Source organism: Shinella zoogloeoides (assembly GCF_033705735.1).
In the GTDB taxonomy this organism is placed as follows: domain Bacteria; phylum Pseudomonadota; class Alphaproteobacteria; order Rhizobiales; family Rhizobiaceae; genus Shinella; species Shinella zoogloeoides_A.
The window spans coordinates 870,017-896,052 of sequence record NZ_CP131131.1 but is presented as its reverse complement, the minus strand read 5'-3'; the positions used below and the strand labels follow the sequence as shown (position 1 = coordinate 896,052).

At 65.8% G+C, this 26,036-nt stretch carries 21 protein-coding genes; 9 read left to right on the top strand and 12 right to left on the bottom strand.

What is annotated here, in order from left to right; all coding sequences use genetic code 11:
• The first annotated feature begins 5 nt into the window (after positions 1-5).
• The gene (locus ShzoTeo12_RS21910; protein ID WP_318914279.1) at positions 6-1,016 is read left to right on the top strand and encodes a C-terminal binding protein; all 1,011 of its coding nucleotides are present in this window, start codon (positions 6-8) and stop codon (positions 1,014-1,016) included.
• 35 nt (positions 1,017-1,051) lie between these two features.
• On the opposite strand, the gene ShzoTeo12_RS21905 is transcribed toward ShzoTeo12_RS21910, so the two are convergent.
• Entirely contained in the window at positions 1,052-3,502 is a 2,451-nt protein-coding gene (locus tag ShzoTeo12_RS21905) for an FAD-dependent oxidoreductase (protein WP_318914278.1), read from the bottom strand.
• Between the two features lie 88 nt (positions 3,503-3,590).
• Entirely contained in the window at positions 3,591-4,373 is a 783-nt protein-coding gene (locus ShzoTeo12_RS21900) for a DeoR/GlpR family DNA-binding transcription regulator (RefSeq protein WP_313192634.1), read from the bottom strand.
• Between the two features lie 202 nt (positions 4,374-4,575).
• Here ShzoTeo12_RS21900 and ShzoTeo12_RS21895 point away from each other — a divergent pair, with 202 nt between their 5' ends.
• Positions 4,576-5,610, top strand: a complete 1,035-nt coding sequence (locus ShzoTeo12_RS21895; protein ID WP_318914277.1) for a GlxA family transcriptional regulator — start codon at positions 4,576-4,578, stop codon at positions 5,608-5,610.
• A 75-nt stretch (positions 5,611-5,685) separates the two neighbouring features.
• Here the strand turns inward: ShzoTeo12_RS21895 and ShzoTeo12_RS21890 are convergent, their stop codons facing one another.
• The 3 genes from ShzoTeo12_RS21890 to ShzoTeo12_RS21880 all read right to left on the bottom strand — a co-directional run bounded on the left by ShzoTeo12_RS21890 (position 5,686) and on the right by ShzoTeo12_RS21880 (position 9,982).
• Entirely contained in the window at positions 5,686-7,701 is a 2,016-nt protein-coding gene (locus ShzoTeo12_RS21890) for a putative 2-aminoethylphosphonate ABC transporter permease subunit (protein ID WP_413251192.1), read from the bottom strand.
• A gap of 2 nt (positions 7,702-7,703) precedes the next feature.
• Positions 7,704-8,879 carry a putative 2-aminoethylphosphonate ABC transporter ATP-binding protein gene (locus ShzoTeo12_RS21885; RefSeq protein WP_318914275.1) on the bottom strand — a complete coding sequence of 392 codons (1,176 nt, stop codon included), beginning with the start codon at positions 8,877-8,879 and terminating at the stop codon, positions 7,704-7,706.
• Positions 8,880-8,959: 80 nt separating this feature from the next.
• A complete protein-coding gene (locus tag ShzoTeo12_RS21880; RefSeq protein ID WP_119255857.1) occupies positions 8,960-9,982 on the bottom strand; it encodes a putative 2-aminoethylphosphonate ABC transporter substrate-binding protein in 1,023 nt (340 codons plus the stop codon).
• On the opposite strand from ShzoTeo12_RS21880, the gene ShzoTeo12_RS21875 reads away from it, so the two are divergent.
• The gene (locus ShzoTeo12_RS21875) at positions 9,969-10,199 is read left to right on the top strand and encodes a hypothetical protein (protein ID WP_318914274.1); all 231 of its coding nucleotides are present in this window, start codon (positions 9,969-9,971) and stop codon (positions 10,197-10,199) included. The two genes, ShzoTeo12_RS21880 and ShzoTeo12_RS21875, sit on opposite strands and share 14 nt — an antisense overlap.
• 21 nt (positions 10,200-10,220) lie before the next feature.
• Here the strand turns inward: ShzoTeo12_RS21875 and phnY are convergent, their stop codons facing one another.
• The 3 genes from phnY to ShzoTeo12_RS21860 all read right to left on the bottom strand — a co-directional run bounded on the left by phnY (position 10,221) and on the right by ShzoTeo12_RS21860 (position 14,253).
• Complete coding sequence (phnY, locus tag ShzoTeo12_RS21870) at positions 10,221-11,675, bottom strand: phosphonoacetaldehyde dehydrogenase (protein ID WP_318914273.1); 1,455 nt, start codon at positions 11,673-11,675, stop codon at positions 10,221-10,223.
• Between the two features lie 94 nt (positions 11,676-11,769).
• On the bottom strand, positions 11,770-13,032 hold the full coding sequence (phnA, locus tag ShzoTeo12_RS21865) for a phosphonoacetate hydrolase (RefSeq protein ID WP_119255951.1): 1,263 nt from the start codon (positions 13,030-13,032) through the stop codon (positions 11,770-11,772).
• Positions 13,033-13,050: 18 nt separating this feature from the next.
• Complete coding sequence (locus ShzoTeo12_RS21860) at positions 13,051-14,253, bottom strand: 2-aminoethylphosphonate--pyruvate transaminase (RefSeq protein ID WP_318914272.1); 1,203 nt, start codon at positions 14,251-14,253, stop codon at positions 13,051-13,053.
• 204 nt (positions 14,254-14,457) lie between these two features.
• On the opposite strand from ShzoTeo12_RS21860, the gene ShzoTeo12_RS21855 reads away from it, so the two are divergent.
• Positions 14,458-15,333, top strand: coding sequence for a LysR substrate-binding domain-containing protein (locus tag ShzoTeo12_RS21855; protein WP_318914271.1), 876 nt, complete (start codon positions 14,458-14,460; stop codon positions 15,331-15,333).
• A gap of 117 nt (positions 15,334-15,450) precedes the next feature.
• On the opposite strand, the gene ShzoTeo12_RS21850 is transcribed toward ShzoTeo12_RS21855, so the two are convergent.
• The 4 genes from ShzoTeo12_RS21850 to ShzoTeo12_RS21835 are packed head-to-tail and all read right to left on the bottom strand — an operon-like array spanning position 15,451 to position 20,003.
• A complete protein-coding gene (locus ShzoTeo12_RS21850) occupies positions 15,451-16,428 on the bottom strand; it encodes an ABC transporter substrate-binding protein (RefSeq protein ID WP_318914270.1) in 978 nt (325 codons plus the stop codon).
• A 32-nt stretch (positions 16,429-16,460) separates the two neighbouring features.
• A complete protein-coding gene (locus ShzoTeo12_RS21845) occupies positions 16,461-18,101 on the bottom strand; it encodes an iron ABC transporter permease (protein ID WP_318914269.1) in 1,641 nt (546 codons plus the stop codon).
• Positions 18,098-19,159 (bottom strand): ABC transporter ATP-binding protein, encoded by a 1,062-nt coding sequence (locus ShzoTeo12_RS21840; RefSeq protein WP_318914268.1) that lies wholly within the window; start codon positions 19,157-19,159, stop codon positions 18,098-18,100. The genes ShzoTeo12_RS21845 and ShzoTeo12_RS21840 overlap by 4 nt, the downstream gene beginning before the upstream one ends.
• A gap of 25 nt (positions 19,160-19,184) precedes the next feature.
• Complete coding sequence (locus tag ShzoTeo12_RS21835; protein ID WP_318914267.1) at positions 19,185-20,003, bottom strand: inositol monophosphatase family protein; 819 nt, start codon at positions 20,001-20,003, stop codon at positions 19,185-19,187.
• A gap of 265 nt (positions 20,004-20,268) precedes the next feature.
• On the opposite strand from ShzoTeo12_RS21835, the gene ShzoTeo12_RS21830 reads away from it, so the two are divergent.
• The 5 genes from ShzoTeo12_RS21830 (at position 20,269) to ShzoTeo12_RS21810 (ending at position 26,019) form a co-directional block, all read left to right on the top strand.
• Positions 20,269-21,060: a DeoR/GlpR family DNA-binding transcription regulator gene (locus tag ShzoTeo12_RS21830; protein WP_318914266.1), complete on the top strand. Its 792-nt coding sequence runs from the start codon at positions 20,269-20,271 to the stop codon at positions 21,058-21,060.
• Between the two features lie 175 nt (positions 21,061-21,235).
• Complete coding sequence (locus ShzoTeo12_RS21825) at positions 21,236-22,255, top strand: ABC transporter substrate-binding protein (protein ID WP_318914265.1); 1,020 nt, start codon at positions 21,236-21,238, stop codon at positions 22,253-22,255.
• Positions 22,256-22,379: 124 nt separating this feature from the next.
• Complete coding sequence (locus ShzoTeo12_RS21820) at positions 22,380-24,062, top strand: ABC transporter permease (RefSeq protein ID WP_119255867.1); 1,683 nt, start codon at positions 22,380-22,382, stop codon at positions 24,060-24,062.
• A 5-nt stretch (positions 24,063-24,067) separates the two neighbouring features.
• Complete coding sequence (locus tag ShzoTeo12_RS21815) at positions 24,068-25,165, top strand: ABC transporter ATP-binding protein (protein ID WP_318914263.1); 1,098 nt, start codon at positions 24,068-24,070, stop codon at positions 25,163-25,165.
• Complete coding sequence (locus tag ShzoTeo12_RS21810; RefSeq protein ID WP_318914261.1) at positions 25,162-26,019, top strand: inositol monophosphatase family protein; 858 nt, start codon at positions 25,162-25,164, stop codon at positions 26,017-26,019. The genes ShzoTeo12_RS21815 and ShzoTeo12_RS21810 overlap by 4 nt, the downstream gene beginning before the upstream one ends.
• The last annotated feature ends 17 nt before the right edge of the window (positions 26,020-26,036 follow it).

The window sequence follows — 26,036 nt, the reverse complement described above, 5'->3', positions numbered from 1 at the left end:
ACCCCATGAAAGCCGTCCGCACGGATCGGGAACTCGAATGCCCCGACATCGACGCCGGCCTGCGGGCGCGCGGCGTCGACCTCGTTACCCTGCCGGCTGACATCCCGCAGGAGGAGCTGATGCGGGAGGTGGCGGAGGCCGATCTCCTCCTGATGTGCTATACGCCGATCACCGCTCCCGTCATCGCCGCGGCGCGGCGGCTGAAGGGCATCGTCAAATATGGTGTCGGCATCGACGCCATCGACATACCGGCGGCCATGGCGCGGGGCATTCCCGTCGTCAACGTGCCGGATTATGCGCAGGAGACCGTGGCCGAGGCGGCCTTCGCCCTGATGATCGCCCTTGCCAGGCGCCTGCCCGAGATCGGCCGGGCGATGGAGCGCGACGGCTGGCTCTGGCCGGAACCCCGCTGGCTCGGCCGCGATATCGCGGGCGCGACGGTGGGGCTGATCGGCATGGGCAAGATCGGCCGCAGCATGGCGCGCATGGCATCTGCCGGCTTCCGGGCGCGCGTCCTCGGCTTCGATCCGCATGTCGAGGCGTCCGTCATGGCCGGCCATGGCGTGGAGAAGGCGCACGACCTGCATGCCATGCTGCGGCAATGCGATTTCGTCTCGCTGCACATGGCGCTCAGCCCGTCGACGCGCCATATGATCGACCGCGCGGCGCTTGCCTGCATGAAGCCGTCGGCAGTGCTGGTCAATGTCTCGCGCGGGGCGCTGGTCGACGAGACGGCGCTGGTCGAGGCCATGCTGGCCGGCCGTCTCGGCGGCGTCGGGCTGGACGTCTACGAGGAGGAGCCGCTGGCGAAGACAGGGCATACGCTGAGCCCGCTCTTCGGCCGCCCGGACGCCATCCTCCTCCCGCATCTGGCGTTCTTCACCGCCGAGGCGATGCAGCGCCTCACCGATGATACGCTGGCGCGATGCTTCGAGATCCTGGACGGAAAGCCCGTCGAGATCCGCTCGCACGATCCGCGCCTGCGGGCGCAGGAAAGCAATGTGCGTTTCGCCTGAAGGAAAGGCGGGGTGGCGCGCACCCCGCCCGAAGCCTATGCCTTGACCCGCAGACCCTTCGGATCGTAGGCGGCCGCCAGATGGGCGGTGACGGCGAAGCGCTCGCCGGCAAGCTCGACCTCGAACCGGCCACCCTCCAGGAATGCCCTGTCCACGCCATCGGCATGCTCGATGAGGGCGAGCGCGGCCGAGCGGCCGAGCGTATGCCCGTAAGCCGCAGAGCGAACCTCCCCGACGGGCCTGCCGTCGCGCAGGATCAGCTCGCCACCCCATAGCATCGGCCCGGCATCGTCCACCGTGAACTGCACGATGCGGCGCGAGGGCGTTCCCCTCGCCTTCGCGGCGGCGACGGCATCGCGGCCGATGAAGCCGCCGGGCTTGTCCAGCGCGACCGCGAAGGCAAGGCCGGCCTGACAGGGGTCGATATCCGGCGTCAACTCGCGGCTCCAGGCGCGGTAGCCTTTCTCCAGGCGCAGCGCCTCCAGCGCATAGTAGCCGCAATCGACGAGCCCGAGGTCCCGGCCGGCTTCCTGCAGCGCCTCGTAGACGCCGACCGCGAATTCCGTCGGCACGATCAGCTCCCAGCCGAGCTCGCCGACATAGGTCATGCGGTTGGCATAGGCCGTGGCATAGCCGATATCGATCTCGCGGATGGTGGCGAAGGGGAAACCCTCACCGGAAAGATCGGCGGAGGTGAGCCGGCCCAGGATGTCGCGCGACTTCGGCCCCATCAGCGCCAGCACCGCATAGGCCGAGGTGACGTCGGTGAGCGTGACATGGGCATCGGCCGGGATGTTCCGGCGGATCCAGTCGGCATCGTGCACGGCCTGCGCCGAGCCGGTGACGATGAGGAAGCGGTCGGCGGCAAGGCGCATGACCGTCAGGTCGCTTTCATAGCCGCCGCGTTCGTTCAACATGCCTGTATAGATCGAGCGGCCGATCTCGATATCGATCTCGGCGGCGCAGATGCGGTTGAGCGCCGTCGCGGCGTCGCGGCCCTGCACGAGCAGCTTGGCGAAGGAGGTCTGGTCGAAGAGGCCGGCGGCCTCGCGCGTCGCCTTCATCTCGCGCCGCACCGCCTCATGCCAGTTCTGCCGGCCGAAGGCATAGTCCGTCACCGGCGCTTCGCCCTCGGCGGCGAACCAGTTGGCGCGCTCCCAGCCCATCTTCGAGCCGAAGCAGGCGCCCCTGGCGGCCAGCCGGTCATAAAGCGGCGAGCGGCGGAAGGGGCGCGCGGTGTCCAGTTCGCGGTTCGGCCAGGGCATGGCATAGTGCAGGCCGAGCGTTTCCTTGACGCGGTCGTGCAGCCAGCGCGGATTGTTGTTGAAGTTTGCGAAGCGGCGGATGTCGACCGGCCAGAGGTCCATGGTCGGCGCGCCGTTGACGATCCATTCCGCCAGCGCCCGCCCCGCCCCGCCGGCGCTCGCGATGCCCATGGAATTGAAGCCAGCGCCGACATAGAAATTCTTCAGCTCCGGCGCTTCTCCGAGGATGAAATTGTTGTCAGGCGTGAAGCTTTCCGGGCCGTTGTAGAATTTCTTGACTTCCGAGATCGCAAGCTGCGGCACGCGCTGCAAGGCGCTCTGCATGAGGATTTCGAACTGGTCCCAGTCGTCCGGCAGGAGCGCGAATTCGAAATCGTCGGGAATGCCCTCCATGCCCCAGGGCTTGGCTTCCGGCTCGAAGCCGCCCATGACGAGGCCGCCGACCTCTTCCTTGAAATAGATGTAGCCGTCGGGATCGCGCATCACCGGAAGGTCCGGATGCACGCCCTCGATGCGGCCGGTGACGATATACATGTGCTCGGCCGAATGGAGCGGCACCGGGACACCGCACATCAGCCCCACCTTGCGCGCCCATTGCCCGGCGCAGTTGACGACGATCTCGGCGGCGATGGCCCCACGATCCGTCTCGACGCCCGTGACCGCGCGGTTCGCGGTGGAGATGCCGGTGACGCGCACGCGCTCGATGATGCGGGCGCCGCGGCTGCGCGCGCCCTTGGCGAGCGACTGGGTGAGGTCGGTCGGATTGGCCTTGCCGTCGCCGGGCAACCAAACAGCGCCGGCAAGATCGTCGATCGCCATGACCGGCCAGAGGTCCTGCGCCTCCTTCGGCGAGATCACCTCGATCTCCACGCCCTGCGCGCGGGCGGAGGCGGCGGTGCGCTTCAGCACGGTCATCCGGTCGGCGCTGCGGGCGACGGAAAGCGAGCCGCAGTTCTTCCAGCCGGTGGCAAGCCCCGTCTCCGCCTCCAGCTCGCTGTAGAGCTGCGTGGAATATTTGATGAGGCTCGTCATGTTGGCATGGCTGCGCAACTGGCCGACGAGGCCGGCGGCATGCCAGGTGGTGCCGCCGCTGAGCTGGCCCTGCTCCAGCAGGACGACGTCCCGCCAGCCGAGCTTCGTCAGGTGATAGGCCACCGAGCAGCCGATGATGCCGCCGCCGATGATGACGACCTGCGCCTGTGTTGGAAATTCCTGCGCCATGAAACGACCTCCCGAAACCATGGAAGGCCGTACGGTACCAAAACACCGCCAAAGGACAAGACAGAAAGTTACAAAATATTACATTTAGTCACATGGAAACGATCAGGGCCGGCCCCCTCCGCTCCAGCGCCTCGGCGATGGCCTCCGGCGGGCGGCGGTCGACGATCACGCCTGCCGCCGCCTCGAAGCGCGGAATGCGAAGCGGCGTCAACCGGCCGAATTTCGAGCTGTCGAGCACGAAATACGCCCGGTTCGCCGTTTCGGCCATGCGCGAGCGCTGCTCCGCGCCGCTGCGGGTGAAGTCCGTCACCTCGCCGTCCGGTGACAGGCCGCCGCCGCCGAGGAAGGCCACATCGACCCGGAAATGCGCGATCGCCTCCAGCGCGTCGATGCCGACCGAGGCCTCCTCGTCCGGGTCGATCTCGCCGCCGAGCATGTGCACCCGCACCTGCGGCTGGCGGCACATCAGAAGCGCGACGGATAGCGAAGTGGTGCAGATCGTGAGGTTTTTCCGCTCGGAAAGGGCTTGCGCCACCGCGAGCGTCGTCGTGCCGGAATCGAGGAAGACGACCATGCCGTCGCGCACCAGGCCGGCGGCGGCGCGGCCTATCGCCGCCTTGGCGTCGGCATTTTCCTCGCGCCGCTCGGTGAAGGCCGCTTCGGTCGCCTCGAACAGCGTCGCCCCGCCATGCACGAGGTCGAGCTGGCCGCGCTCGGCGAGAAGCTTCAGGTCGCGGCGGATCGTCTGCCGCGACACGTCGAAGAAATCGGCAAGCTCGGTAATGCTCACCGTGCCGTCCGCCGCAAGGCGGCGCAGGATTTCGCCATGGCGGCGGGGAGCAAGAGCGCGAGTGTTCTGGGAACCGGACATGACGATATCTGCGATCATTTTTGTCGCTTTGACAAGCCGGGCGTGACATCGACCGCGCAAGCCCGGCTCATTCGGCGATGAATTGTGACAATCGAGGCCATATTTCGCCGAAAACACACGGCCAGAATGTCTTTTTATGTTGCATTATGTAATAATTCTTTCCATTCTGCCCTAAATCGTTTTTCACGACCGGGAGGAGACAATGCAACAGGCACGCATGGACGGCAGCCGTTTCATCTTCTGCCTCATCGACGGCTTCGCGCTGCATGCCTTCTCCGGAGCGCTCGACGCCCTGCGCATCGCCAACGAGGTCGCCGGCCGACCGGTCTACGACTGGCAGGTCGTGACGGTGCATGGCCGGCCGGCAAGCTCTTCCTGCGGCATGCGCGTCGCCGCCGACTTTTCCCTCGCCGAGGCACGCGAATGGCTCTGCCGACCGGGCATGGCGCCGCGCTTCGCCGTTGTCTGCGGCGGCAGCGCGATCCCCGCGCCCGACCGTCCGCTGGAGGCGTGGCTGCGGCTTTGCCGGCGCAGCCGCATCCCGCTGGCCGGCCTTGCCGGCGGGCTCTATCCGCTCGCCCGCGCCGGACTTCTCGACGAGCGGCGCTGCGCCGTGCACTGGGCGCATTTCCCGGATTTCTCCGAGCGTTTCCCTGCCGCAAAGGCCCGCCAGACGACATTCGAGATCGACGCCGATCTCCATACCTGCGCCGGCGGCAACGCATCCTTCGACATGTTCCTTGAGATCATCGAGCAGGACCTCGGCAAGGACATCGCCAACCGCATCTGCGAGGTGGCGCTCTGCGGGCAGTTGCGGGAAGCCGGCGAACGCCAGCGCCTGCCGCTGCAGGCCCGCCTCGGTATCGACAACGCCCTGCTGATCCGCATCATCCAGCAGATGGAGGCCAACCTTTCCGAACCGCTGCGGCTCGCCGACATGCCGCCGGCAAGCGGGCTTTCGCGCCGCCAGATGGAGCGCCTCTTCCGCCGCGAGATGGGCCGCACCCCGGCGCGCTACTATCTCGACCTGCGGCTGGAGCGGGCGCATCTGCTGCTCGCCACCTCGTCGCTGCCCGTCATCGAGATCGCCATGGCCTGCGGCTTCTCCACTGCCTCGCACTTCTCCCGCACCTATCGCGAGCGCTACGGCTGCACGCCGCAGGGAACGCGCCTTGCCGAAGTGGAGCGGCGGTCCCTTCCCGAGAGCCGCCGCGACGAGGAACGGCACGTCGCCTGATACAGATCCCCCAAAGGAAAGGCCCCTCGTCCGCGATGGAGAGGGGCCTTTTTCATGCAACCTTCGACGCCGGCGTCAGCGCCATGCCTGGGTCCGCGCCAGCAGGCCGCGGGCGACCAGCGCGTGGACGAGCTTGGCGGCGACATTGGTGTAGAAGATCATCATGCCCATGGCGGCCGCCGGGGCAATGTCGCCGGCATCGTCCATGTTGAGCACGGCGACCGAGGCGAGCTTGGTGTTGGTGGAATAGAGGAAGACCACCGCCGAGACCGTCGTCATCGCATTGACGAAGAGATAGATCGCGATGTTGAGGATCGCCGGAAGGCAGACCGGTACCGTGACCCGGAAGAACAGCCGGTGGAAGGGCTGCTTCAGCGAGGCAGCGACGGATTCGAATTCCGGATCCATCTGTTTCAGCGCCGTCAGCGCCGTCAGGTGCGCGACGGTGTAGAAGTGCGTCACCGTGGAGACGACGAGGATCGCCATCGTGCCGTAGATGGGATGGAGCGGATTAGCCGGATTGTTGAAGAAGAAGATATAGGCAAGGCCGAGCACCATGCCCGGCACCGCCATGGGCATCATCGCGAGGAAATGGAAGAGGCCGCGGCCGAGGCGGAAGCCGTCCGCCTTCTCCACCATATAGGCGCCGGCAAAGACGACGAGCGAGCCGAACAGCGCCGTCAGCAAGGCCAGCTTGATCGAATTGCCATAGGCTTCCCAGCCGCCGCCGTCCATCAGGTCGAAGGCGAAGTTCTTCGTCGTCAGCGTCAGGTCGTAGGGCCAGAATTTCACCAGGGCGGCGATCTGGCACATGGCGATCATGCCGAGGATGAAGAGGCTGACGAGGCAGGCGAAGGCAAAGCAGATCGCATCCGTGCGGGCATTGGGCTTCGGCGCATAGGGCACGGCGCGGGCCGACAGCAGCGCCACCTGCCGCTTCTGCATGCGCCGGTCGACGGCGAAGGCGAGGATGGCCGGCACGAGCAGGATGACGGAGACGACCGCGCCCATCTCGAAATTCTGCTGGCCGATCACCTGCTTGTAGATGTCGACGGCGAGCATGCCATATTGCCCGCCGATCACCTTGGGCAGGCCGAAATCGGTGATGACCAGCGTGAAGACGACGAAGGCGGCCGAGACGAGGCCGAAGCGCGCGCCCGGCACCGTGACGGTGGTGAAGGTGCGCCACTTGCTGGCCTTCAGCGAGGCGGCGGCCTCGTAGTGGCGCGCATCGGCCACGGAAAGCGCCGTCAGGATGATCAGGAAGGCATGCGGCAGGGTGAAGAAGACCGAGCCGATGACGATGCCGATCGGACCGTAGATGGAATAGCCCATCAGCCAGTCCTTGAAGACGCCCTGGTTGCCGAAGAGATAGACGAGCGCGATGCCCGGCAGCAGCGAGGGCACGAGGATCGGGATCGTCAGGACGCCGCGGAAGAGGCCCTTCAGCGGCATGCAGCTCCGCGTCAGCCCGTAAGCGAGCGCGAAGGCGATGGCGACGGTGAAGACCGTGCTGATGGCCGCCATCAGCACCGAATTGTAGATCGACTGGGCGAGCGCCGGCGTCGAGAAATAGGCCACGAAGTTATCGAGGCCGAGGCCCCGCGCCGGGCGCAGCACGACGCGGCGGAAGGTGCCGGAATCGTAGTCGCGCCATTCGGTGCCCTTTTCCAGCGTCGAGCCGACGAGGAAGGCCGCATCGGCGGTCGTGCCGCGGATGCGGTAGTGCACGGGACTGCGGAACTTGAATTCGGGGAAGAACTTGGTCGCCGCCAGCCGCCCGTCGGAATTGCTGGAAAGCTCGCTTTCCGGTACCGCGCCGAGCGTCTCGTTCAGCTGCGCGGCGCTGACGACCGGCCCCCAGTTGGCGCCCGTCTCGTCGCTGACCTGGAACTCGAAGGCCGCAAGGTCGAAGCGGTAGGTCGACAGCGACTTCGACAGCATGACGAAGAGCGGCGCGCCGAGCGCGACGATCAGGTAGAGGCCGATGACGGCCATGAAGCCGAGCTTGATGCGGTCGTCGCGGGAGGATTGCTGCCGCAGCCGCTTGCCGGCGAGCGGCAGATGGGGCGTTTCGAGGGCGATGCTCATCGTCATGCGCTCCTCGGATAGAGCAGCAGGCGCTCGCGCGGGATCTCCACCTGGATGACGCCGCCCGTCTCGATGCTGAGACGCCGCACGGCATTGACGGAGAAGTCGGCGACGAGCGTGCGCTCGCCGAGCCGCGGCGCGGTCAGCCGCGTGCGCCAGAACATGCCGAGGAACTCCATTTCCCGGACTTCGGCGTCGATCAGGTTCTGCGGCGTCGAGGGCCGGTCGACGGCGTTGGCCGCATGCGCGTCGGCACCGTGCGGAATGATGTCGACGGGGCGCACGACGGCGGTCGCGGTCGCGCCGGGGGCAAAGTCGCCCGTCGGGCAGCGGAAGGCGGAATGGCCGATCTCGACCTCGCCATCCGCGGCAACCTTCGCCGGGAACTGGTTGGTCTCGCCGATGAAGTCGGCGACGAAGAGGGTTTCGGGATGGCGGTAGATCTCGGTGGGCGAGCCGACCTGCTCGATGACGCCGTGGTTCATCACCACGATGCGGTCGGCCATGGCGAGCGCTTCCTCCTGGTCGTGCGTCACCATGATGGTGGTAACGCCGAGCTTGCGCTGCAGCGCCTTGATCTCATGGCGAAGATGCACGCGCACCTTGGCGTCGAGCGCCGAAAGCGGCTCGTCGAGCAGGAGAAGGCCCGGCGAGATGGCGATGGCGCGGGCAAGCGCGATGCGCTGCTGCTGACCGCCGGAAAGCTGGGCGGGATACTTCTTTCCATGCGCCGACAGGCCGACCGTCTCCAGCAACTCGGCGACCCGCGCAGCGACCTCCGGCTTGGGACGGCCGGTATTCTCGAGGCCGAAGGCGATGTTCTGCTCGATGGTGAGGTTCGGGAAGAGCGCATAGGACTGGAAGACAATGCCGTAGTCGCGGCTGGAGGCCGGCAGGGTAGAGATGTCGCGGCCGTCCTGGAGGATGGTGCCCTTGGTCTGAAGGTCGAGGCCGGCAATGGCCCTGAGCAGGGTCGTCTTGCCGCAGCCGGAGGGACCGAGGAAACAGATGAATTCGCCCTTCGCGATACTCAGCGAGATGTCGCGCAGCGCGACGAAATCGCCATAGGCCTTCCACAGATCCGTTATCTCCAGATAAGGGGCCGGCTGGTCCGCCGCACGTTCGGCAACCCGGGACGGGCTGGTGGGCGTCGGTTCGATCGACAGGGCATGTCTCATCGGCAAGCTCCGCTGGCTTCAGGGATTTCAGGAGAACGGGATGGGCGGAGCGCGACGGCGCCCCGCCCGGCCGAGCGGTGTCAGCTCTTCGGCTCCGACTTGGCGTCGTAGCGCTTCTGCCATTCCTTCAGGATCGCGTTGCGATTGTTGGCGGCCCATTCGAAGTCGTTGTCGATCATCTTGGAGGAGATGTCCGCCGGCAGGTGCTCGACCTGCTTTGCGACGCCCGGATAGGCGACCACGGCATAGCCGACATTGTACATCTCGTTGGCTTCCTTGGTGACCGACCAGTCGACCAGCGTCTTGGCGGCTTCGAGATTCGGCGTGCCGGCGATGATGGCCGTCGCCTCGGCTTCCCAGCCCGAGCCCTCGGAGGGGAAGATGATGTCGATGGGCGCACCGGCGCTCTTGGCCTTGGCGCCGGGGAATTCGAAGGAAACGCCGATCACCGCCTCGCCCGCGCCCGCCATCTTGCAGGGCTTGGAGCCGGAATGGGTGTAGGCGGAGATGTTCTCGTGCAGCTTGTCCATGAAGCCCCACGCCTTCTCCTCGCCCCACATCTGCATCCAGCCGGAGACATCGAGGAAGCCGGTGCCCGAGGAGGCCGGGTTCGGCATCACGATATGGCCCTTGTATTCCGGCTTGGTGAGGTCTTCCCAGCTCGTCGGCGGCGTCAGGCCGAGCTTCTCGCCCTCCACCGTGTTGTAGCAGAGCGCGGCGACATAGGCGTCCATGCCGACCCAGCTCGGCGGCGTGTCCTTGTCGACGAATTTCTTGTCGAGCGCCTCGACATCCTTCGGCTGGTAGGGCTCGAGCATGCCCTCAGTCTTGAGGAGGAGCAGCGAGGTCGCGGCGACGCCCCAGACGACGTCGGCCTGCGGGTTATCCTTCTCGGCGAGCAGCTTGGCCGTCATGACGCCGGTGGAATCGCGCACCCAGTTGATCTTGATGTCGGGATGGGCCTTCTCGAAGGTCTCCTTGTAGCGGTCGAGATCGACGGCCTCCACGGCGGTATAGACCGTCAGTTCGGTCTCGGCGAATGCAATGGTCGGAAGCACGGCGGACATGGCGCCGGCAAGCATAAAAAGCATGCGTCTGTTCATGATGGAAATCCTCTCTGGAGACCTGGAAAAACCCGGGAAGCGCGGCGGGCGATCTGTCGTCACCCTTGTTTACAATCGGCTTCACGAGGCATTCTGGCAGGGGTTTTCGGTAAGTAAAATTTATTATTCTTATCGTTCGGAAAATAAAAACGATGGGAAGATCCTGCCGCAAACGCAAAAAAGGGAGCCGCGCGAAACGGCTCCCAGCAAAAGGTGATCCCGCAGGGGCTGGCCCGGATCACCACGGGAGGGAGAAGGTCTTCACGTTCGTGAAGCTCTTCATCGCCTCGATGACGCCTTCCTTGTAGCCGTTGCCCGAATCCTTGATGCCACCGAAGGGGCTCATCTCGATGCGGTAGCCCGGCACTTCCCAGATGTTCACCGTCCCGACCTTCAGGCCCGCGATGTATTTCTGCATGCGGCGGAAATCGTTGGTGCAGACGCCGGAGGAAAGACCGAAGGCGGTGGAATTGGAGAGCGCGATCAGCGCGTCGTCGTCGTCGGGCGCGCGCACGATCGGGATGATCGGCGCGAAGGTCTCTTCCATGACGAGCTCGCTCGCATGGGAAACCCGGTCGACGACGATCGGCGGGAGCAGCGCACCTCTGCGGCCAGGATCGTAGAGCACCTCGGCCCCCTCCTCCGCCGCCTTATGCACGCGGCGCTCGAAGACCTCCGCCGCCCTGGCGTGGACGACCGTGCCGAGATCCGTCGTGCGGTCCATCGGATCACCGAACCGCAGCTTCTTCGCCCGCTCCAGCACCAGCGGCACGAAGCGGTCGGCGACGCGTTCCTGGCAGAGGATGCGCTTGACGGCCGTGCAGCGCTGGCCGGAATTCTTCGTCGCGCCCGCCACCGCCAGGTCCGCCGCCCGGGCGAGATCGTCGTCGGAAAGATCGTTGAGGATGATCAGCGGGTCGTTGCCGCCGAGTTCCAGCACCTGGCGCTTGTATTGGGCATGGGCGGCGATCAGCTTTCCGACCGGCACGGAGCCGGTGAAGGTGATGAGGTCGAAGTTCGGATTGGTGATCATCTCCATGCCGATATCGCCGGGCCAGCCGGTGACGACGGAGAGCATTTCCGGCGGCAGGCCGGCCTCGTAGAGGATGTCGGCGAAGACGAGCGCCGTCATCGGCGTCAGCTCGGTCGGCTTGAGGACGACGCAATTGTTGGTCGCGATCGCCGGGGCCACCTTGTGCGCCACCATGTTGAGCGGATGGTTGAAGGGCGTGATCGCCGAGATGGCGGTCAGCGGCTCGCGGGTGGTGAAGATCTTGCGCGCCTTGCCGTGCGGGGTGAGGTCACAGGAGAATATCTCCCCGTCGTCATGAATGCACATCTGGCCCGAGAGCGTCAGCACGTCGAAGGCACGGCCCACCTCGTAGAGCGAATCCTGCTTGGAGATGCCGAGCTCCAGCGTGATGAGATCGGAGACCTCCTCCTTGCGGGCGACCAGCAATTCGGCGGCCTTGAGGAGGATACGCTGGCGCTCGTAGCGCGTCAGCTTCGGCTGATAGGCCGCGGCGATCTCGAAGGCCTTTCTTGCATGCTCGGCATGGCCCGCCGGAACGGTGCCGATGACGGCATCGTTCCAGGGATAGCGCACCTCGATCCGCCCTTCGGTATCGACCGCCTTGCCGGCGATCCGCATGGGCTCATGGCGGATCGCGAACGTCGTTTCCACTTTCGTCATGACTTTCTCCTCGCAGCGCGTCCGCTTCTCCTCTTGCGGCAACGCTCTATGTTCCCTGATGCGGCCGGACGGCTTCGCCCGGCCGCAGGATGCCCTAGTGCGCCGGCTGGGCGGCCGCGACGAGTGCGTAGTAGAAGGCGTCGAAGTTGCGCAGCGTGCCGGCTGACGAGAGTTCCGGCAGGACGCGGTTGGCGATGAAGGGCACCGCCTGCTCGGTGAGTCCGCCATGCGAGCGCAGCGGCTCGTTCAGCGCGGCAAGGTCGTGCCGGTGCTCGCTGGTGCCGAGCGTCTTGTTCTGCGAGGAGACGAGGACGATGTCGCCGATGCGGTCGTCCGGCAGCTCGAAGCGGATGCAGGCTTCCGGGCGCGAGAGCACGACGTCGATGCCCTCCACCGCCTTCAGCCGCTCGATGATCTCCTCCTTGTCCGCCATCTCGGGCAGATAGGCCGTGGCGAAGGAGCCGAGCGCGCCGTGATGGACGACATAGGGGTCGGTGATCGGCAGGATGACCCGGGCGGCGTCCTTGCCGAGCCATTCATCCAGCAGGTCCTGCACATAGATGACGTCCGGCGAACCGTCCGCCTTGTGCTTCGGCTTCATGCCATGGTCGGCGGTAACGATGATCGCCGCGCCGAGGGCGTCGAGTTCCGTCAAGTATCTGTCGAACATCTCGTAGAAGGAATTGGCCTCCGGCACGCCCGGCGCATATTTGTGCTGCACGTAGTCCGTTGTCGTCAGGTACATGACGTCGGGGCGGAATTCCTTGAGGAGCTTGACGCCGGCGGCGAAGACGAATTCGGAAAGGTCGGCCGAATAGACTTCCGGCACCGGCCGGCCGAGCCAGGCCGAGGCGTTCTCGATACCGTGCTCCGCCTTGGTCGACTTGTCGGACTTTTCGGAGGAGAAGCAGACCGCGCGACCGTCGTCGAATTTCAGGCCATGGCCGAGAAGGGCGCGCAGCTTGTCCTTCGCCGTCACGACCGCCACCTTGGCGCCGGCATCGTAGAAGGCCTTGAAGATGGTCGGCGCGCGCAGGAAGCGCGGGTCATTCATCATCACTTCCTTGCCGGTCGCGGGCTCGTAGAGATAGTTGCCGCAGATGCCGTGGATCGCCGGCGGGCGGCCGGTGGCGATGGACAGGTTGTTCGGGTTGGTGAAGCTCGGGATGACGCTGAGCGCGGTGCGCTCCGTGCCGGTCTTGCGGATGCGCTCGAGCGTCGGCATCAGGCCGGCCTTGATGGCCTCGTCGAGATAGGCCGGCTCGCAGCCGTCGAGGCAGATGGCGATGGCCGGGACGTTCGGCCAGGGATAGGTGCGGCGGTTGGCGGTGACGGTGATCTTGGACATCTGGTTCATCGAGGTTTCCATTCTCTTTCAGGCCGCGAGACGGCTGCGTTCTTCAAGGGCGATAGCCGGCGGGGCGGCGCTGTCGACACCCATTTCGGCCAGCGAGGAGCGGGCGGCCTCCACCACGCGGCGCATGACATGCTCGTCCATGCGGCCGATGCAGCCGACGCGGAAGCTGTCCACCACCGTCAGCTTGCCGGGATAGATGATGAAGCCCTTGTCCTTCATGAGATCGTAGAAGCGATCGAAGGCGAAGGCCGGATGGGCCGGGCTGAAGAAGGTGACGATGATCGGCGAGAGCCATCGGTCGGCGAGCAGCGTCTCGAAACCGAGTTCACGCATGCCCGCCACCATGACGTCACGGTTGTGGGCATAGCGCGCGCCGCGGGCCGCCACGCCCCCTTCCGCGCGATGCATGCGCAGCGCCTCAAGGAAGGCGGCGACGACATGGGTCGGCGGCGTGAAGCGCCACTGGCCGGTCTTGTTCATGTGTTCCCACTGGGCATGGACATCGAGGCTGAGCGAATGACTGCGGCCCTTGGCGGCCTCCAGCTCGCTCTTGCGGGCGATGATGAAACCGAAGCCGGGCACGCCCTCGATGCACTTGTTGGCGGAGGAGACGATCGTCTCATAGCGGAAATCGTTGACGCCGGCCGGCACCGCGCCGAAGGCGCTCATGGAATCGACCAGCAGCTTGCGGCCATGCGCATAGACGGTCTCGGATATCTCCTTCAGCGGGTTGAGGATGCCCGAGCTGGTCTCGCAATGGACGACGACGACATGGCTGATCGCCGGATCGGCTTCCAGCGCGGCGGCGACCTCGGTGCCGCGCGGCGGCATGTAGTCGCCCTTGTCGATCACCACATGGGCGCGGCCGAGATAGGAAAGCGTCTGGGCGATGCGCTTGCCATAGGCGCCGTTGCTCAGCACCAGCACCTTGCCGTCCTTCGGCACGAAGCTGCCGAGCATGGCCTCCACCGAGAAGGAGCCGCTGCCCTGCATGGGAACGCAGTCGAATTCGCCCGCCGTGTCGCCGGCGATGGCGAGCAGCTCGCGGCGCAGCTCCGCCGTCATGGCGCGGAAGTCGCCGTCCCAGGAACCCCAGTCCCTGAGCATGGCCTCCTTGACCGAATAGGCCGTCGTCAGCGGGCCGGGCGTCAGAAGATAGGGCTCGCCGAGTCGCGGCGTCTCAAGGGGGGCGCTGGCCCTGTCGGAAGCGGTGGTTGGCATGGTCCGTCCTCACGTTTGGCATATCCGGGGACGACAATGGGACGGAAAGATATATATGTAAAATCGTTCTTTTGTATCAATCTATCGATTAGATTTATGATTATAGGGAAGCCCGGACGGTTCAAATGGACTCCGCCACTTTACATAAGCAAAATCGTTCGTCTTAATGAACGCATAGCTTCAATTTATCGAAAGCCGGTTCTCATGCGCTATGTGCAACTGCGCGCCTTTCACAATGTGGCGATCCATGGCGGCTTTTCGCGCGCCGCCGAGGCGCTGTTCCTCACCCAGCCCGCGGTGTCGGACCAGGTGCGCAAGCTGGAGGAGGAATACGACGTCCTGCTCTTCAACCGCAACAAGAAGCAGGTGACACTGACCCAGGCGGGCCATCATCTTCTCGAGGTCACCCGCCGCATGTTCGACGTCGAGCAGCAGGCGCTCGACCTCCTGTCGGAATCGCGGGCCCTGCGCGCTGGAAAGCTGCGCATCGTCGCCGACGCCGCCCATCACCTCCTGCACATCCTCGCCGCCTTCCGCCGCGCCTATCCTTCCGTGCAGGTCTCGATCGACGCCGGCAATACGGAAACGGTGATCACCAGCCTGCATGCCTACGAGGCCGATATCGGCGTGCTCGGCGAGGTCCCGCAATCCAGCGACTTCGATATCCTGAAGCTGAACTCGACACCGATCATCGCTTTCACCAGCCGCGACTATCCGCTGGGCGATGCAAGGCGGCTCTCGTTCTCCGAGCTTGCAAAGCATCCCCTCGTCATGCGCGAGCGGGGCTCGAAGACCCGCCAGAAGCTGGAGCTGATGGCGGCGCAATGCGGCGTGCCGCTCGTCCCGCTCATCGAGGCGGAAGGGCGCGAGGCCGTGCGGGAGATCGTTGCGGCCGGCGGCGGCGTCGGCTTCGTCTCCTCGGCGGAATTCGGACAGGATAACCGCCTCATCCCGATCGAGATCGACGCGCCCGAGATGCGGATGGACGAAGCGCTCATCTGCCTGCGCGAGCGCGCCAACGGCAAGCTGGTGAACGCCTTCTTCGACATCGCCCGCAAGCTCGCGGCGCCGCCGGTATAGGGTTCGAAAGACCGAAGCGGCGTGCGGCAGGAAAATTGCCGGCACGCCGCCCCGGATCGCAGAAAAGCCGACGCCTTGAAGTGCGGACCTCCGCCGGCTTGCCTGCGCGGGAGGCCGTTATTCGCTCGAACCGGCTTTCGGCAGGGCCGCCCATTCGGCGAGGAAGGCGTCGCGGCTCTTCGCCGCCTCGTCCTCATCGATCTTGAAGATCTTGATCGAGGAAAGCTCGGGCAGCTTGACGTAGTCGGAGACCTTGATGTCGGTGCGGCTCGGGCGGCGGAAGGCGACCTTCAGCAGCTCGATCTGCGAGTCCTTGGACAGCAGCGCGTCGATGGCCTTCCTGGCGTCGTCGCCGGCCGGCGCGCCCTTGACGAGAGCGGAATATTCCGGGGTCGTGAAGGTGCCGGACGACGGATAGACGATGCTGATCTCCGTCTGGCCGCCATCCACATAGCTGTAGCTGTTCGTCTCGAAGGTGATGCCGGCGGCATATTCGCCCATCGCGACGCCCTTCGGCACGGCGGAGGACGACGAGGAGACGACGAGGTTCGCGACGAGCGCCTTGTAGGTTTCCGCATCGAGGAGCTTGGAAAGGCCCCAGACGATCGTGTAGCCCGTCGAGCTGTTTGCCGGATCGGGCAGGATGATTCGGCCCTTCCATGCAGGATCGGCAAGGTCCTTCCAGTCGGCGGGCGCGGGCGCGCCGTCGAGCTGGTCGGTATTGACCATCACGGTCACGACATGGAGGTTCGCCGGCTGGAAATAGTCGTCGGCAACGCGCAGATCCGCGGGAACGGCGGAAAGCTCCGGCGAGGAATAGGGCTCCAGCACGTCCTTGAAGGCGCCCATCGTGTTGGCCGAGGACGACCAGAAGACATCGCCCTGCGGGGCGGCCTTTTCCGCCTCGATGCGGCGCAGCAGCACGCCGCTGCCGCCGGTGATGATGCCCGTCGTCAGGCCGGCCTTGTCCTTGATGACGGCCTGCGCGGCTTCGACGGCCGGAACCGGATTGGTGGTGTAGATCACCGGGTCGGCAGCTTCGGCGCCCGCGGCAAGGCCGGCGAGCAGGAGCGTGGTTGCGGCAAGTTTCTTCATGGCAGTTCCTCTCTTTCTTCTGGTTCTGGGCTTCATTTCGAGGCGAACAGGTCGACCTTGAACAGGGTGGTGGCGACGACGACCGGCACGAGGATCACGGCGACGAGCACCAGGCCATAGGCCGAGGCATAGGCCATGAGGCCGGAATCGATGAGCCGGAAGATCTGGATCGGCAGGGTCTCGCGGCCGCCGGAGTAGACGAGCAGCGAGGCGGAAAGCTCCGAGACCGTCGTCGTCCAGGTCAGGATCGCGGCCGAGGCGACGGCCGGCAGCATCATCGGCAGCACGACACGCAGGAAGGTGCGGAACGGCGGCGAGCCGAGGCTGATCGATGCCTCTTCGATGGAGTTGGGGATATTGTGCAGGATCGCCTGGCCGTTGCGCATGCCGAAGGGCATGCGGCGGATGACATAGGCAAGCACGATAATCGTCGACGTGCCCGTCAGTGCCAGGAAGCCGCCGTTGAACGAGGCGAGCAGGCCGACGCCGAGTACCGTGCCCGACAGCGCCAGCGGAATGGCCGAGACATAGTCGATCAGCGGCGTCATCAGGTTCGGCTTCTTGACGACGAGATAGCTGACCAGCGTCGAGAAGGCGACGGAGATGACGGTCGCGATGCCGGCATAGAGGATCGAGTTGACCAGCGGGCCGGGCGCCGTGATGAAGACGCGCGCCATGTTGTCGAGCGTCCATTCGCCCCAGCGCATGACCGGCCCGCGCGAGACCGTGAAGGCGCCGACCGCGATGGTCACGAGCGGCAGCAGCGAGATCGCGACGACGATGCCCGCCGCGCCGCTGACGAGGACGCCCTGCGCCCCCCTCAGCGGCTGCGGCCTGGCCCCTCTCCCCTGGACGATCTCGTAGCGGCCCCTCGCGATGACGCGGCGGTTGAGGAACAGCACGGCCATGACGATCAGCACGGAGATGCTGGCGAGCGTGCTCTGCATGGTGAGGTTGCTTGCGCCCTCCGCCACGGCCGCCTGGTAGATCGCCACCGACAGCAGCCGCACGTTGTGCCCCAGGATGGTGGAGATGGCGAAATTGCCGATGACCATGGTGAAGACGAGCAGCGCGGAGGCGAGGATCGCCGGCCGGATGACCGGCAGCATGACATGGATGCGCGAGCGGGCCGGCGCGGTGCCGAGGCTCTGGGCGGCCTCCTCCAGCTGCGCGTCGAACTTCCCGATGGCCGCCACCGTACCGATATAGACATAGGTGTAGTAGATGAAGCTCATCGAGGTGATGAGGCCGAACCAGCCGTAGAAGCTCGGGATGAAGATGCCGTAGCCCTTCAGGAACCGGGTGATGACGCCGTTGTTGCCGAGGATCATCAGCCAGGTCTGCGCCGTCACCACTTCCGGGATGACGAGCGTGATGAGCGGCAGCAGCGTGATGAACAGCTTGCCGCGGAAGCGATAGCGCGCCGAGACATAGGCGAGCGGCACGCCGATCAGCGTCGAGAACAGCGTGACGACGGTGGCGAGCAGCAGCGTGTTGCCGATGGCCGAAAGGCTCTGGCGGTCCGCCAGAAGCTGCAGCCAGCCCGAGCGGCCCTCGCCGACGAAGCTCGCGGTGAAGATATAGAGGAGCGGATAAAGCACGAAGACGCCGAGAAGGGCGAGCGCGAGGGCCGAAAGCCAGGGCCAGGGGGTGCGGAAAGCCGAGTGGTTCATGCGCGGATCACCCGTGCGGCTGCGGGATCGAAGCCCAGGTGGATGGCCGTGCCCGGCTGGAAGGCATCGTGCCCCGCGCCGTGCATCTCGGCATTGAGCACGAGGCCGCCGGCGCATTCGACGCTGTAGCTGGTGCGCGATCCGAGATATTGCCGGCTGCGGACGGTCGCGGGCAGCGACTGCCGGCCGGCGACGGGCGCCGCGGAAATCGCGAGGTCTTCCGGCCGCAGGACGAGAAGGCCCTTGTCCGCCGGCCCTTCCAGCGCGTCGGTCGCCACGAGGCGGGTGCCGGCGACTTCAACCTCGACAAGGCCGGAGGCAGTGGGACGGACCGGAACTTCGGTGCGGTTGGCCGCGCCGACGAAATCGGCGACATAGCCGGTGCGCGGCGTCGCATAGATCTGCTGCGGGGAGCCGAGCTGCTCGACCTTGCCCTTGTTCATCACGCCGATGAGATCGGACATGGACAGGGCTTCCTCCTGGTCGTGCGTCACGAAGACCGTGGTGATGTTGGCCTCGCGCTGCAGCTCGATGATCGTCTCGCGGATCTGCACGCGCAGCTTGGCATCGAGGTTGGAAAGCGGCTCGTCCATCAGCAGCACCGCCGGCTTGATGACGAGGGCGCGGGCGAGCGCCACGCGCTGGCGCTGGCCGCCGGAAAGGGCGGCCGGATGGCGCGACAGCACATGGCCGAGACCGACGCGCTCCAGCGCGGCCTTCACCTTCTGCTCGACGCCGGGGCCCTTTTCGCCGCGGGCGCGAAGACCGTAGGCGACATTGTCGGCGACCGTCTTGTCGGGGAAGAGGGCGTAATCCTGGAACACCATACCGATGGCGCGCTTGTGCGGCGGCAGCTCGGTGACGTCGCGGCCGCCGAAGCGGATCTGGCCGCCGCTTGCCGGCGCGAAACCGGCAATAGTGCGCAGCAGCGTGGTCTTGCCGCAGCCGGACGGGCCCAGCAGCGTGAAGAAGCAGCCCTCGGGAACATCGAGGGAAAGGCCGGAAATGACGGTCTCCGCGCCGTATTTCACTGAGAGATTTGAAATCGCTATGCCCATGGTTTCCCCTCTTTGGTCTTTGAGCCTATGCGCCGGAAAGGGCGGCCGGGGCCGCCTTCAGGTCCGTGATGAGTTCGAGCGCCTGGCGGTGCACCCCGGCGTCCCCTGCCCCGAGCAGCTGGCCGGAGCTTTCGAGCGTCAGCGGCGCGCCCGCCCAGTCGGTGACGATGCCGCCCGCGCCCTCCACGATCGGCCGGAAGGGCGCGAAGTCGAAGACCTTCTGGCCGCCGTCGATGGCAAGGTCCGTGCGACCGTCGGCCAGAAGGCCGTAATTGAGGCTTGCCCCGCCATAGGCGCGCGCGCCGGTCACTGCGCGCAGCCGGTCGAGCGCGGGGCGCTCGGCGGGGGCGAAATAATCCTGGTTGCTGTTGGTCATGATCGCCCGGCCGATCTCCGGGCAGGACCGCACGCGGATGGGCCTGCCGTTGCGCGTCGTCTGCCGGCCCTCGGCGCCGACCCAGCGGGAATCGATGGCGGGAATGTCGATGATGCCGAGCCGCGGCACGCCCCCGACGGCAAGCGCGATCAGCGTGCCGTAATAGGGAAGGCCCGCGATGAAGGCCGTCGTACCGTCGATGGGATCGAGCACCCACACGTGATCGCTGCCGGGACGCACCCAGTCGCGCTCCTCGCCGATGATGCCGTGGGCGGGGTAGCGGGCGGAGATCATCTCGCGAAGGCGGTCCTCGATGAGGATGTCCATGGCGGTGACGAGGCTGCGGTCCGCCTTCACCGAGACGTCGACGCGCGCCATGCCGTTTTCCCTCAGAACAGTGCGGGCGACGTCGGCCAGCTCCACGGCGAAGGCCACATGCTGTTCTTCGATGAGGGCGGCGCTGGTCATTCTCTTTCGACACTTTCCCGGTTGTCGGACAGCCGCCATCGTTCCCGCCTGGGACGCGGGTCGACGTGCCGGGCCATGGGGTTCCGACCGATTGATGGATATGGGGCAGACCATTTCGGCCTCTGCGATCTTCCTACATTCAAATCGCCAATGTGGCAATATGTGTTTTAGTTGGCAAAGTGAGTTTTTATGCGGCAAGCGATATGGCGCTTGTGGCAAAGATGGGCATCGTCTATCAATATGTGCAGCAAGGGAGGGCTCCGGCATGTGGCAGGAAGAGCGTCAACAGAAAATCCGTTCGCTGCTCGCCGCCTACGGCCAGGTGTCGATCGACCGCATCGTCGAGGATTTCGGCGTCTCGCGCGAAACGATCCGCCGCGACCTCATGGACATGGAGATCGCGGGCGAACTGAAGCGCGTGCGCGGCGGGGCGGTTCCCATGGTGGCGCGCGAGGACACGACCTTCGGCGTGCGCATCACCCTGCGCCGGCAGGAGAAACGCGCGATCTGCGCCACGGCGCTCGGCTATCTCGAAAGCGGCCAGACGATCTTCATGGATGCGGGCGCCACCACTTCCACCATGGCCGAGGCGCTGGCCGGCCCTACGGGGCTCACCAATCTCACCATCCTCACCAACTCGGTCGATGTCGCCAGCCAGCTCACGGAGCGGCCCGGCGACCTTTCGCGCGGCACCCGCGTCATCCTGCTTGCCGGCAACGTGAAGCAGGACCCGATGGAAACCTATGGCGAGGCGACGATCAACGACATCCAGCGTTACCGCGCCGATGTCGCCCTGCTCGCCCCCTGGGGTGTCGACGCCACGATGGGCGCGATGAACTACTTCCTGCACGGCGCCGAGATCGCCCGCGCCATGGTGCGCAATTCCGGCCGGACAATCATCCTCGCCGACCATTCCAAGGTGGGCGTCGTCAGTCGCTCGGTGTTCTGCGAGACGGGCGAGATGGCCCATCTCATCACGGACGCGAAGGCGCGCCAGAAGCCCGGTTTCGAGGCCCTCGCCGCCGCCGTGCCGGGGCTCGTCGTCGCCGGTGAATGACAAGCTGTGGATCTCCGGGCCGGGTTACAGGATGAAAAAGGAATGTAGCTTATCTACATTTCTTTTGACAAATGTAGATTTCTTCACTATACCCAGGATCACGCACGGCGAGTGAGACCTGAAAGCCCCCATGGCTTTTGCAGGGACCGTGGCGCACATCTGGAGGAAATCGAAAATGAAACGCCGTTTCGCGCTGGCTTCAGCGCTCGCAGTCCTGTGCTCGCATGTCTTCACGGCCGGTGGCGCCGCGGCAGCGGGAATGACCGTCTATTGCCCGATGTCGGAAGACGATTGCGGTGCCGTCCTGAAGGCCTTCAAGGACGATACCGGCATCGAGGCACAGTTCGTGCGCATCGGCGCCGGCGAGATCCTCGCCCGCATCCGGGCGGAAAAGGCCAATCCGCAGGCGGGCCTCTGGCTCGCGGGCGCCGCCGACAACTTCATCCAGGCCGCGTCCGAAGACCTGCTCGCCCCGCACAAGGCCGCCGGCATCGACAAGGTCGACCCGCGCTACACCGACAAGGAAGGCCGCTGGACGCCGATCTCGCTGTCGCCCATCGTCTTCGCCTACAGCCAGCAGGTTCTCGACGAGATCGGCGCCAAGCCGCCGACGAGCTGGAAGTCCTTCGCCGATCCGGTCTTCAAGGACAGCGTCGCCCTCGCCCACCCGGCATCCTCGGGCACGGCCTATGTCGCGCTCGCCTCCATGGTCCAGCTCGACGGCGAGGAGCCGGCTTTCGAGCTGATGAAGGAGATCGACAAGAACGTGGTGCAATATACCCGTTCGGGCGTCGCCCCCTCGCGCATGGTCGCCAACAACGAGATCGCGCTCGCCATGGCCTATACGCAGGACATCGAAGCGGCGCTCGCGCAGGGCTATCCGGTCGGCTACTCCTTCCCAGAGGAAGGCACCGGCTTCGAGGTGAACGCCGCCGCCGCCATCGCCAATGCGCCGGAAGAACAGGCCAAAGGCGCCGCCGCCTTCCTCGACTGGATCCTGACCGACAAGGGCCAGGCCGCCATGGGCGCCACTTTCCGCGGCCCGATCGTGCCGGGCTACAAGAACCCCGAGGCGAAGATCGACCTCTCCAACGTGAAGATGATCGACTACGACTTCACCTGGGCCGGCGAGAACCGCGCACGCCTGCTGGAGCGCTACGAGAACGACGTGCGCCACAAAGCCGACGCCAAGTAAGGCGGAAGGTCCCAACAGCAGGCAGGAGCATTCCCGGCTTTCTCCGGCTCGGGAATGCTCCGCCCCTTTGTCTCATGCGATTCCGAGCGGAAGGCCGTTGCTGGAATTGCCCAAGGAGCTCCCAATGACCCTCGTTTCGCAAGCGGCCCCGTCCGCAAGGGCCGGGACGTCGCCGGCATTCCTGCGCAAGATCGTCGTCGATCCATGGCTGTTCGGCATCTTCGCCCTCGTCACGCTCTCCGTGCTGGTCTTCGCCGCGCTGCCGATCTTCGTCGTCATGAAGCAGGCCGTTGTCACCGACCGCGGGTTCGATCTCGGCGTGCTCGTCGACACGCTGTCCCAGTCCTTCGTCTGGACCTCCTTCGCCAACACGCTGATGCTCGGCGCCACCTCGGCGATCATCGCCACCGCCGCCGGCTTCCTGCTCGCCTTCACGGCGACCCGTACCACCATGCCCGGCAAGACCTTCGTGCATGGCGTGGCACTGCTGCCGATCATCTCGCCGCCCTTCGTCATGGCGCTGGCCGTGGTCATCCTGTTCGGCCGCTCGGGCCTCATCACCCGCGAGCTACTCGGCATCCGCAACGCCAATGTCTACGGCTTCCATAGCCTGGTGCTGATCCAGTCGCTGGCCTTCACGCCCATCGCCTATCTCAACATCCGCGGCATGCTGCAATCCATCGACACGGCGCTGGAGGATGCTTCCGCCTCGCTCGGCGCTTCGCGCTGGACGACCTTTTCGCGCGTCACGCTGCCGCTCGTCACCCCGGCGATCCTTTCCTCGACGCTGCTCGTCTTCGTCAAGTCGGTCGAGGATTTCGGCAATCCGATGCTGATCGGCGGCAACTACAACACGCTCGCCGTCGAGGCCTATTCGCAGATGGTCGGCTATTTCAACCTGCAGGCCGGCGCGCTGCTCGCAAGCCTCATGCTGGTGCCCTCCATGACGGCCTTCCTCATCCATCGCTACTGGGTGAGCAAGCGCAGCTACGTCACCGTCACCGGCAAGCCCTCCGCCCAGACGATCCGCATCTCCGGCGGCGTGGTCGTGCCGCTGGCGCTCGGCTGCTACGCCATCGTCTTCGCCATCCTGCTCTTCTACCTGACGGTGGTCTATGTCTCCTTCACCAAGCTGCCCGGCGTCAACAACACGCTGACGCTGGACCACTACGCCACCGTCTTCACTGCCGGCTTCCAGACGCTCACCAATTCGCTGCTGCTCGCCGGCATCGCGACCCCGGTCACCGCCGTCGCCGGCATGCTGATCGCCTATCTCCTGATCCGCAAGGCGTTTCCGGGCAGCTTCCTCTTGCGCTGGGCGACGCTGCTCTCCTTCGCCGCGCCCGGCACCATCCTCGGCATCGGCTATGTCAGCACGTTCAACGCCGCGCCGCTGCTTCTGACCGGCACCGCCTTCATCGTCGTCGCGGCGATGGTGGTGAAGAACCTGCAGGTCGGCATCGAGGCGGGTTCCAACCAGCTTCGCCAGATCGACAAGTCGATCGAGGAGGCCTCGACCATCCTCGGCGCCTCCAACACACGCACCTTCTTCCAGGTCACGCTGCCGCTGCTGAAGCCCGCGCTGTTCACATCGCTCTCCTACGCCCTCACCCGTTCGCTGACGACGCTGTCGGCGGTGATCTTCCTCGTCTCGGCCAACTGGACGCTGATCACCGTCACCATCCTCTCGCAGGTGGAAACGCTGAAGCTCGGCGTCGCGGCGGCCTATTGCAGCATCCTCGTCTTCGTCGTGCTCGCCATCCTGGCGGTCATGCAGCTCGTTCTCAATTCGGCATCGAAGAGGTAAGCCCCATGTCGAAAGTCGTCTTCTCCAATATCACCAAGCGCTTTCCCGGTGCCGCCGGCACCACCGCCGTCGACAAGCTGAACCTCACCATCGAGGAAGGCACGCTCGTTACCCTGCTCGGCCCCTCCGGCTGCGGCAAGACGACGACGCTGCGCATGCTCGCCGGCTTCGAGACGCCGTCCGACGGCTCCATCACCATCGGCGGCCGCGACGTCACCAACGTACCGGTCAATGCCCGCAATGTCGGCATGGTGTTCCAGAGCTACGCCCTCTTCCCGCACATGACGGTGCGCGAGAACGTCGAATACGGCGTGCGCCTGCTCAGCCTGCCGAAGGCCGAGATGAAGGAGCGCGTCGACACCATGCTCGAGACCATGGCGCTCGCCCAATATGCCGACCGCTCGCCCTCGCGGCTTTCCGGCGGCCAGCAGCAGCGCGTGGCGCTCGCGCGCGCCGTCGTCACCCAGCCGAAGGTGCTGCTCTTCGACGAGCCGCTCTCCAACCTCGATGCCCAGCTTCGCGAGCGCATGCGCGACGAGCTGCGCGCCATCCAGCTCCGCCTCGGCATCACCAGCCTCTATGTCACCCACGACCAGAGCGAGGCCATGGCGATCTCCGACCGCGTGGTCGTCATGCGCAACGGCGTGATCGAGCAGGACGACTCGCCGCTCAACGTCTATTCGCGCCCCGGCACCGGCTTCGTCGCCGAGTTCATGGGCAAGGCGAACATTCTCCACGGCAAGGTCGAGGCGGTCGATGAAGCGACGGTGCGCGTGCGCATCGCCTCGACGGTCGCCTTCACGCTCGCCCGCGGCAACCGCGCCTTCAAGGTCGGCCAGGAGGTTCGCTGCGTGGTGCGGCCGGAGCATATCCGCGTCGATGCCGAAGGCACGATGGAGGCGAAGGTGCGCCGCGTCGTCTTCCAAGGCGCCTATGTCGAATATCTCACCGATCTCGAAGGCCAGGAATGCGTTTTCCTCGACACGGACTACTACAAGTCTGGCGTCGCCGAGGTCGGCCAGCCCCTGAAACTCTCCATCGACAGCCGGCCGGTCTGGATCCTGCCGGAAAATGAAGCCGCCGCATTGGGAAAAGCAGCATGACCCTCTCCAAACCGATCACCAACGATATCAGGGACCTCATCGCGACCGTCGCCTGCGAGGCCGCGCGCGCCGCCGGCGCGGTGGCGCACCGCGGCTTCGTCGATGCCAGCCCGGAAAGCCTCGCGACCCAACAGAAGGCCGGCTTCTTCGATATCGTGACGGCCTCCGACAAGGCCGCCGAGCGCGCCGCCTGCGACACGATCTGGTCGCGCATCCCCGCCTCGCGTATCCTCGGAGAGGAAGGCGGCTGGCAGGGCGAAGGCGACACGACCTGGATCATCGACCCGATCGACGGCACCAGCAACTTCGCCTCGGGCCTGCCCTTCTTCTGCGTCTCCATCGCCGCCTATCACAGGGGCGAGCCGGTCTGCGGCGTCGTCTACGATCCGGTGCGCGACGAAATGTTCGTGGCGGACCGGGGCCGGCTGACGCTCAACGGGGCCGCCGTCCCGCATTTCCTGCGCGGGCGCAGCGACCGGGAGGTCGAGGTGCTGACCAACGCGCCCTACGAGGGCGAGCGCCCCTCCCGCGCGGCGCAGGAGGCCCATGCCGACCTCGTCAATTCGTTCCGGGCCGTGCGCCGCCTCGGCTCCTGCGCGCTGCACCTTGCCTATGTCGCCGTGGGCCGCGTCGCCATCGCCTACGAATCCAAGTTCAGCGCCTGGGACATTGCGGCCGGCATCCAGCTCGTCCAGGCGGCGGGCGGTGAGGTCCATGCCCGCGACGCGGAAGGCCGCATCGTCGAGCCGCGGGAAGACACGCTCGGTTCCGTCAAAAGGCTCGTTGTGGCGCAGTCCGGTTTTGACTATCAATCGTCCTGCCTGTCGAAGCTGATTGCCGACGGCACGTTGTAACCTTGGCGCGAGAGAAG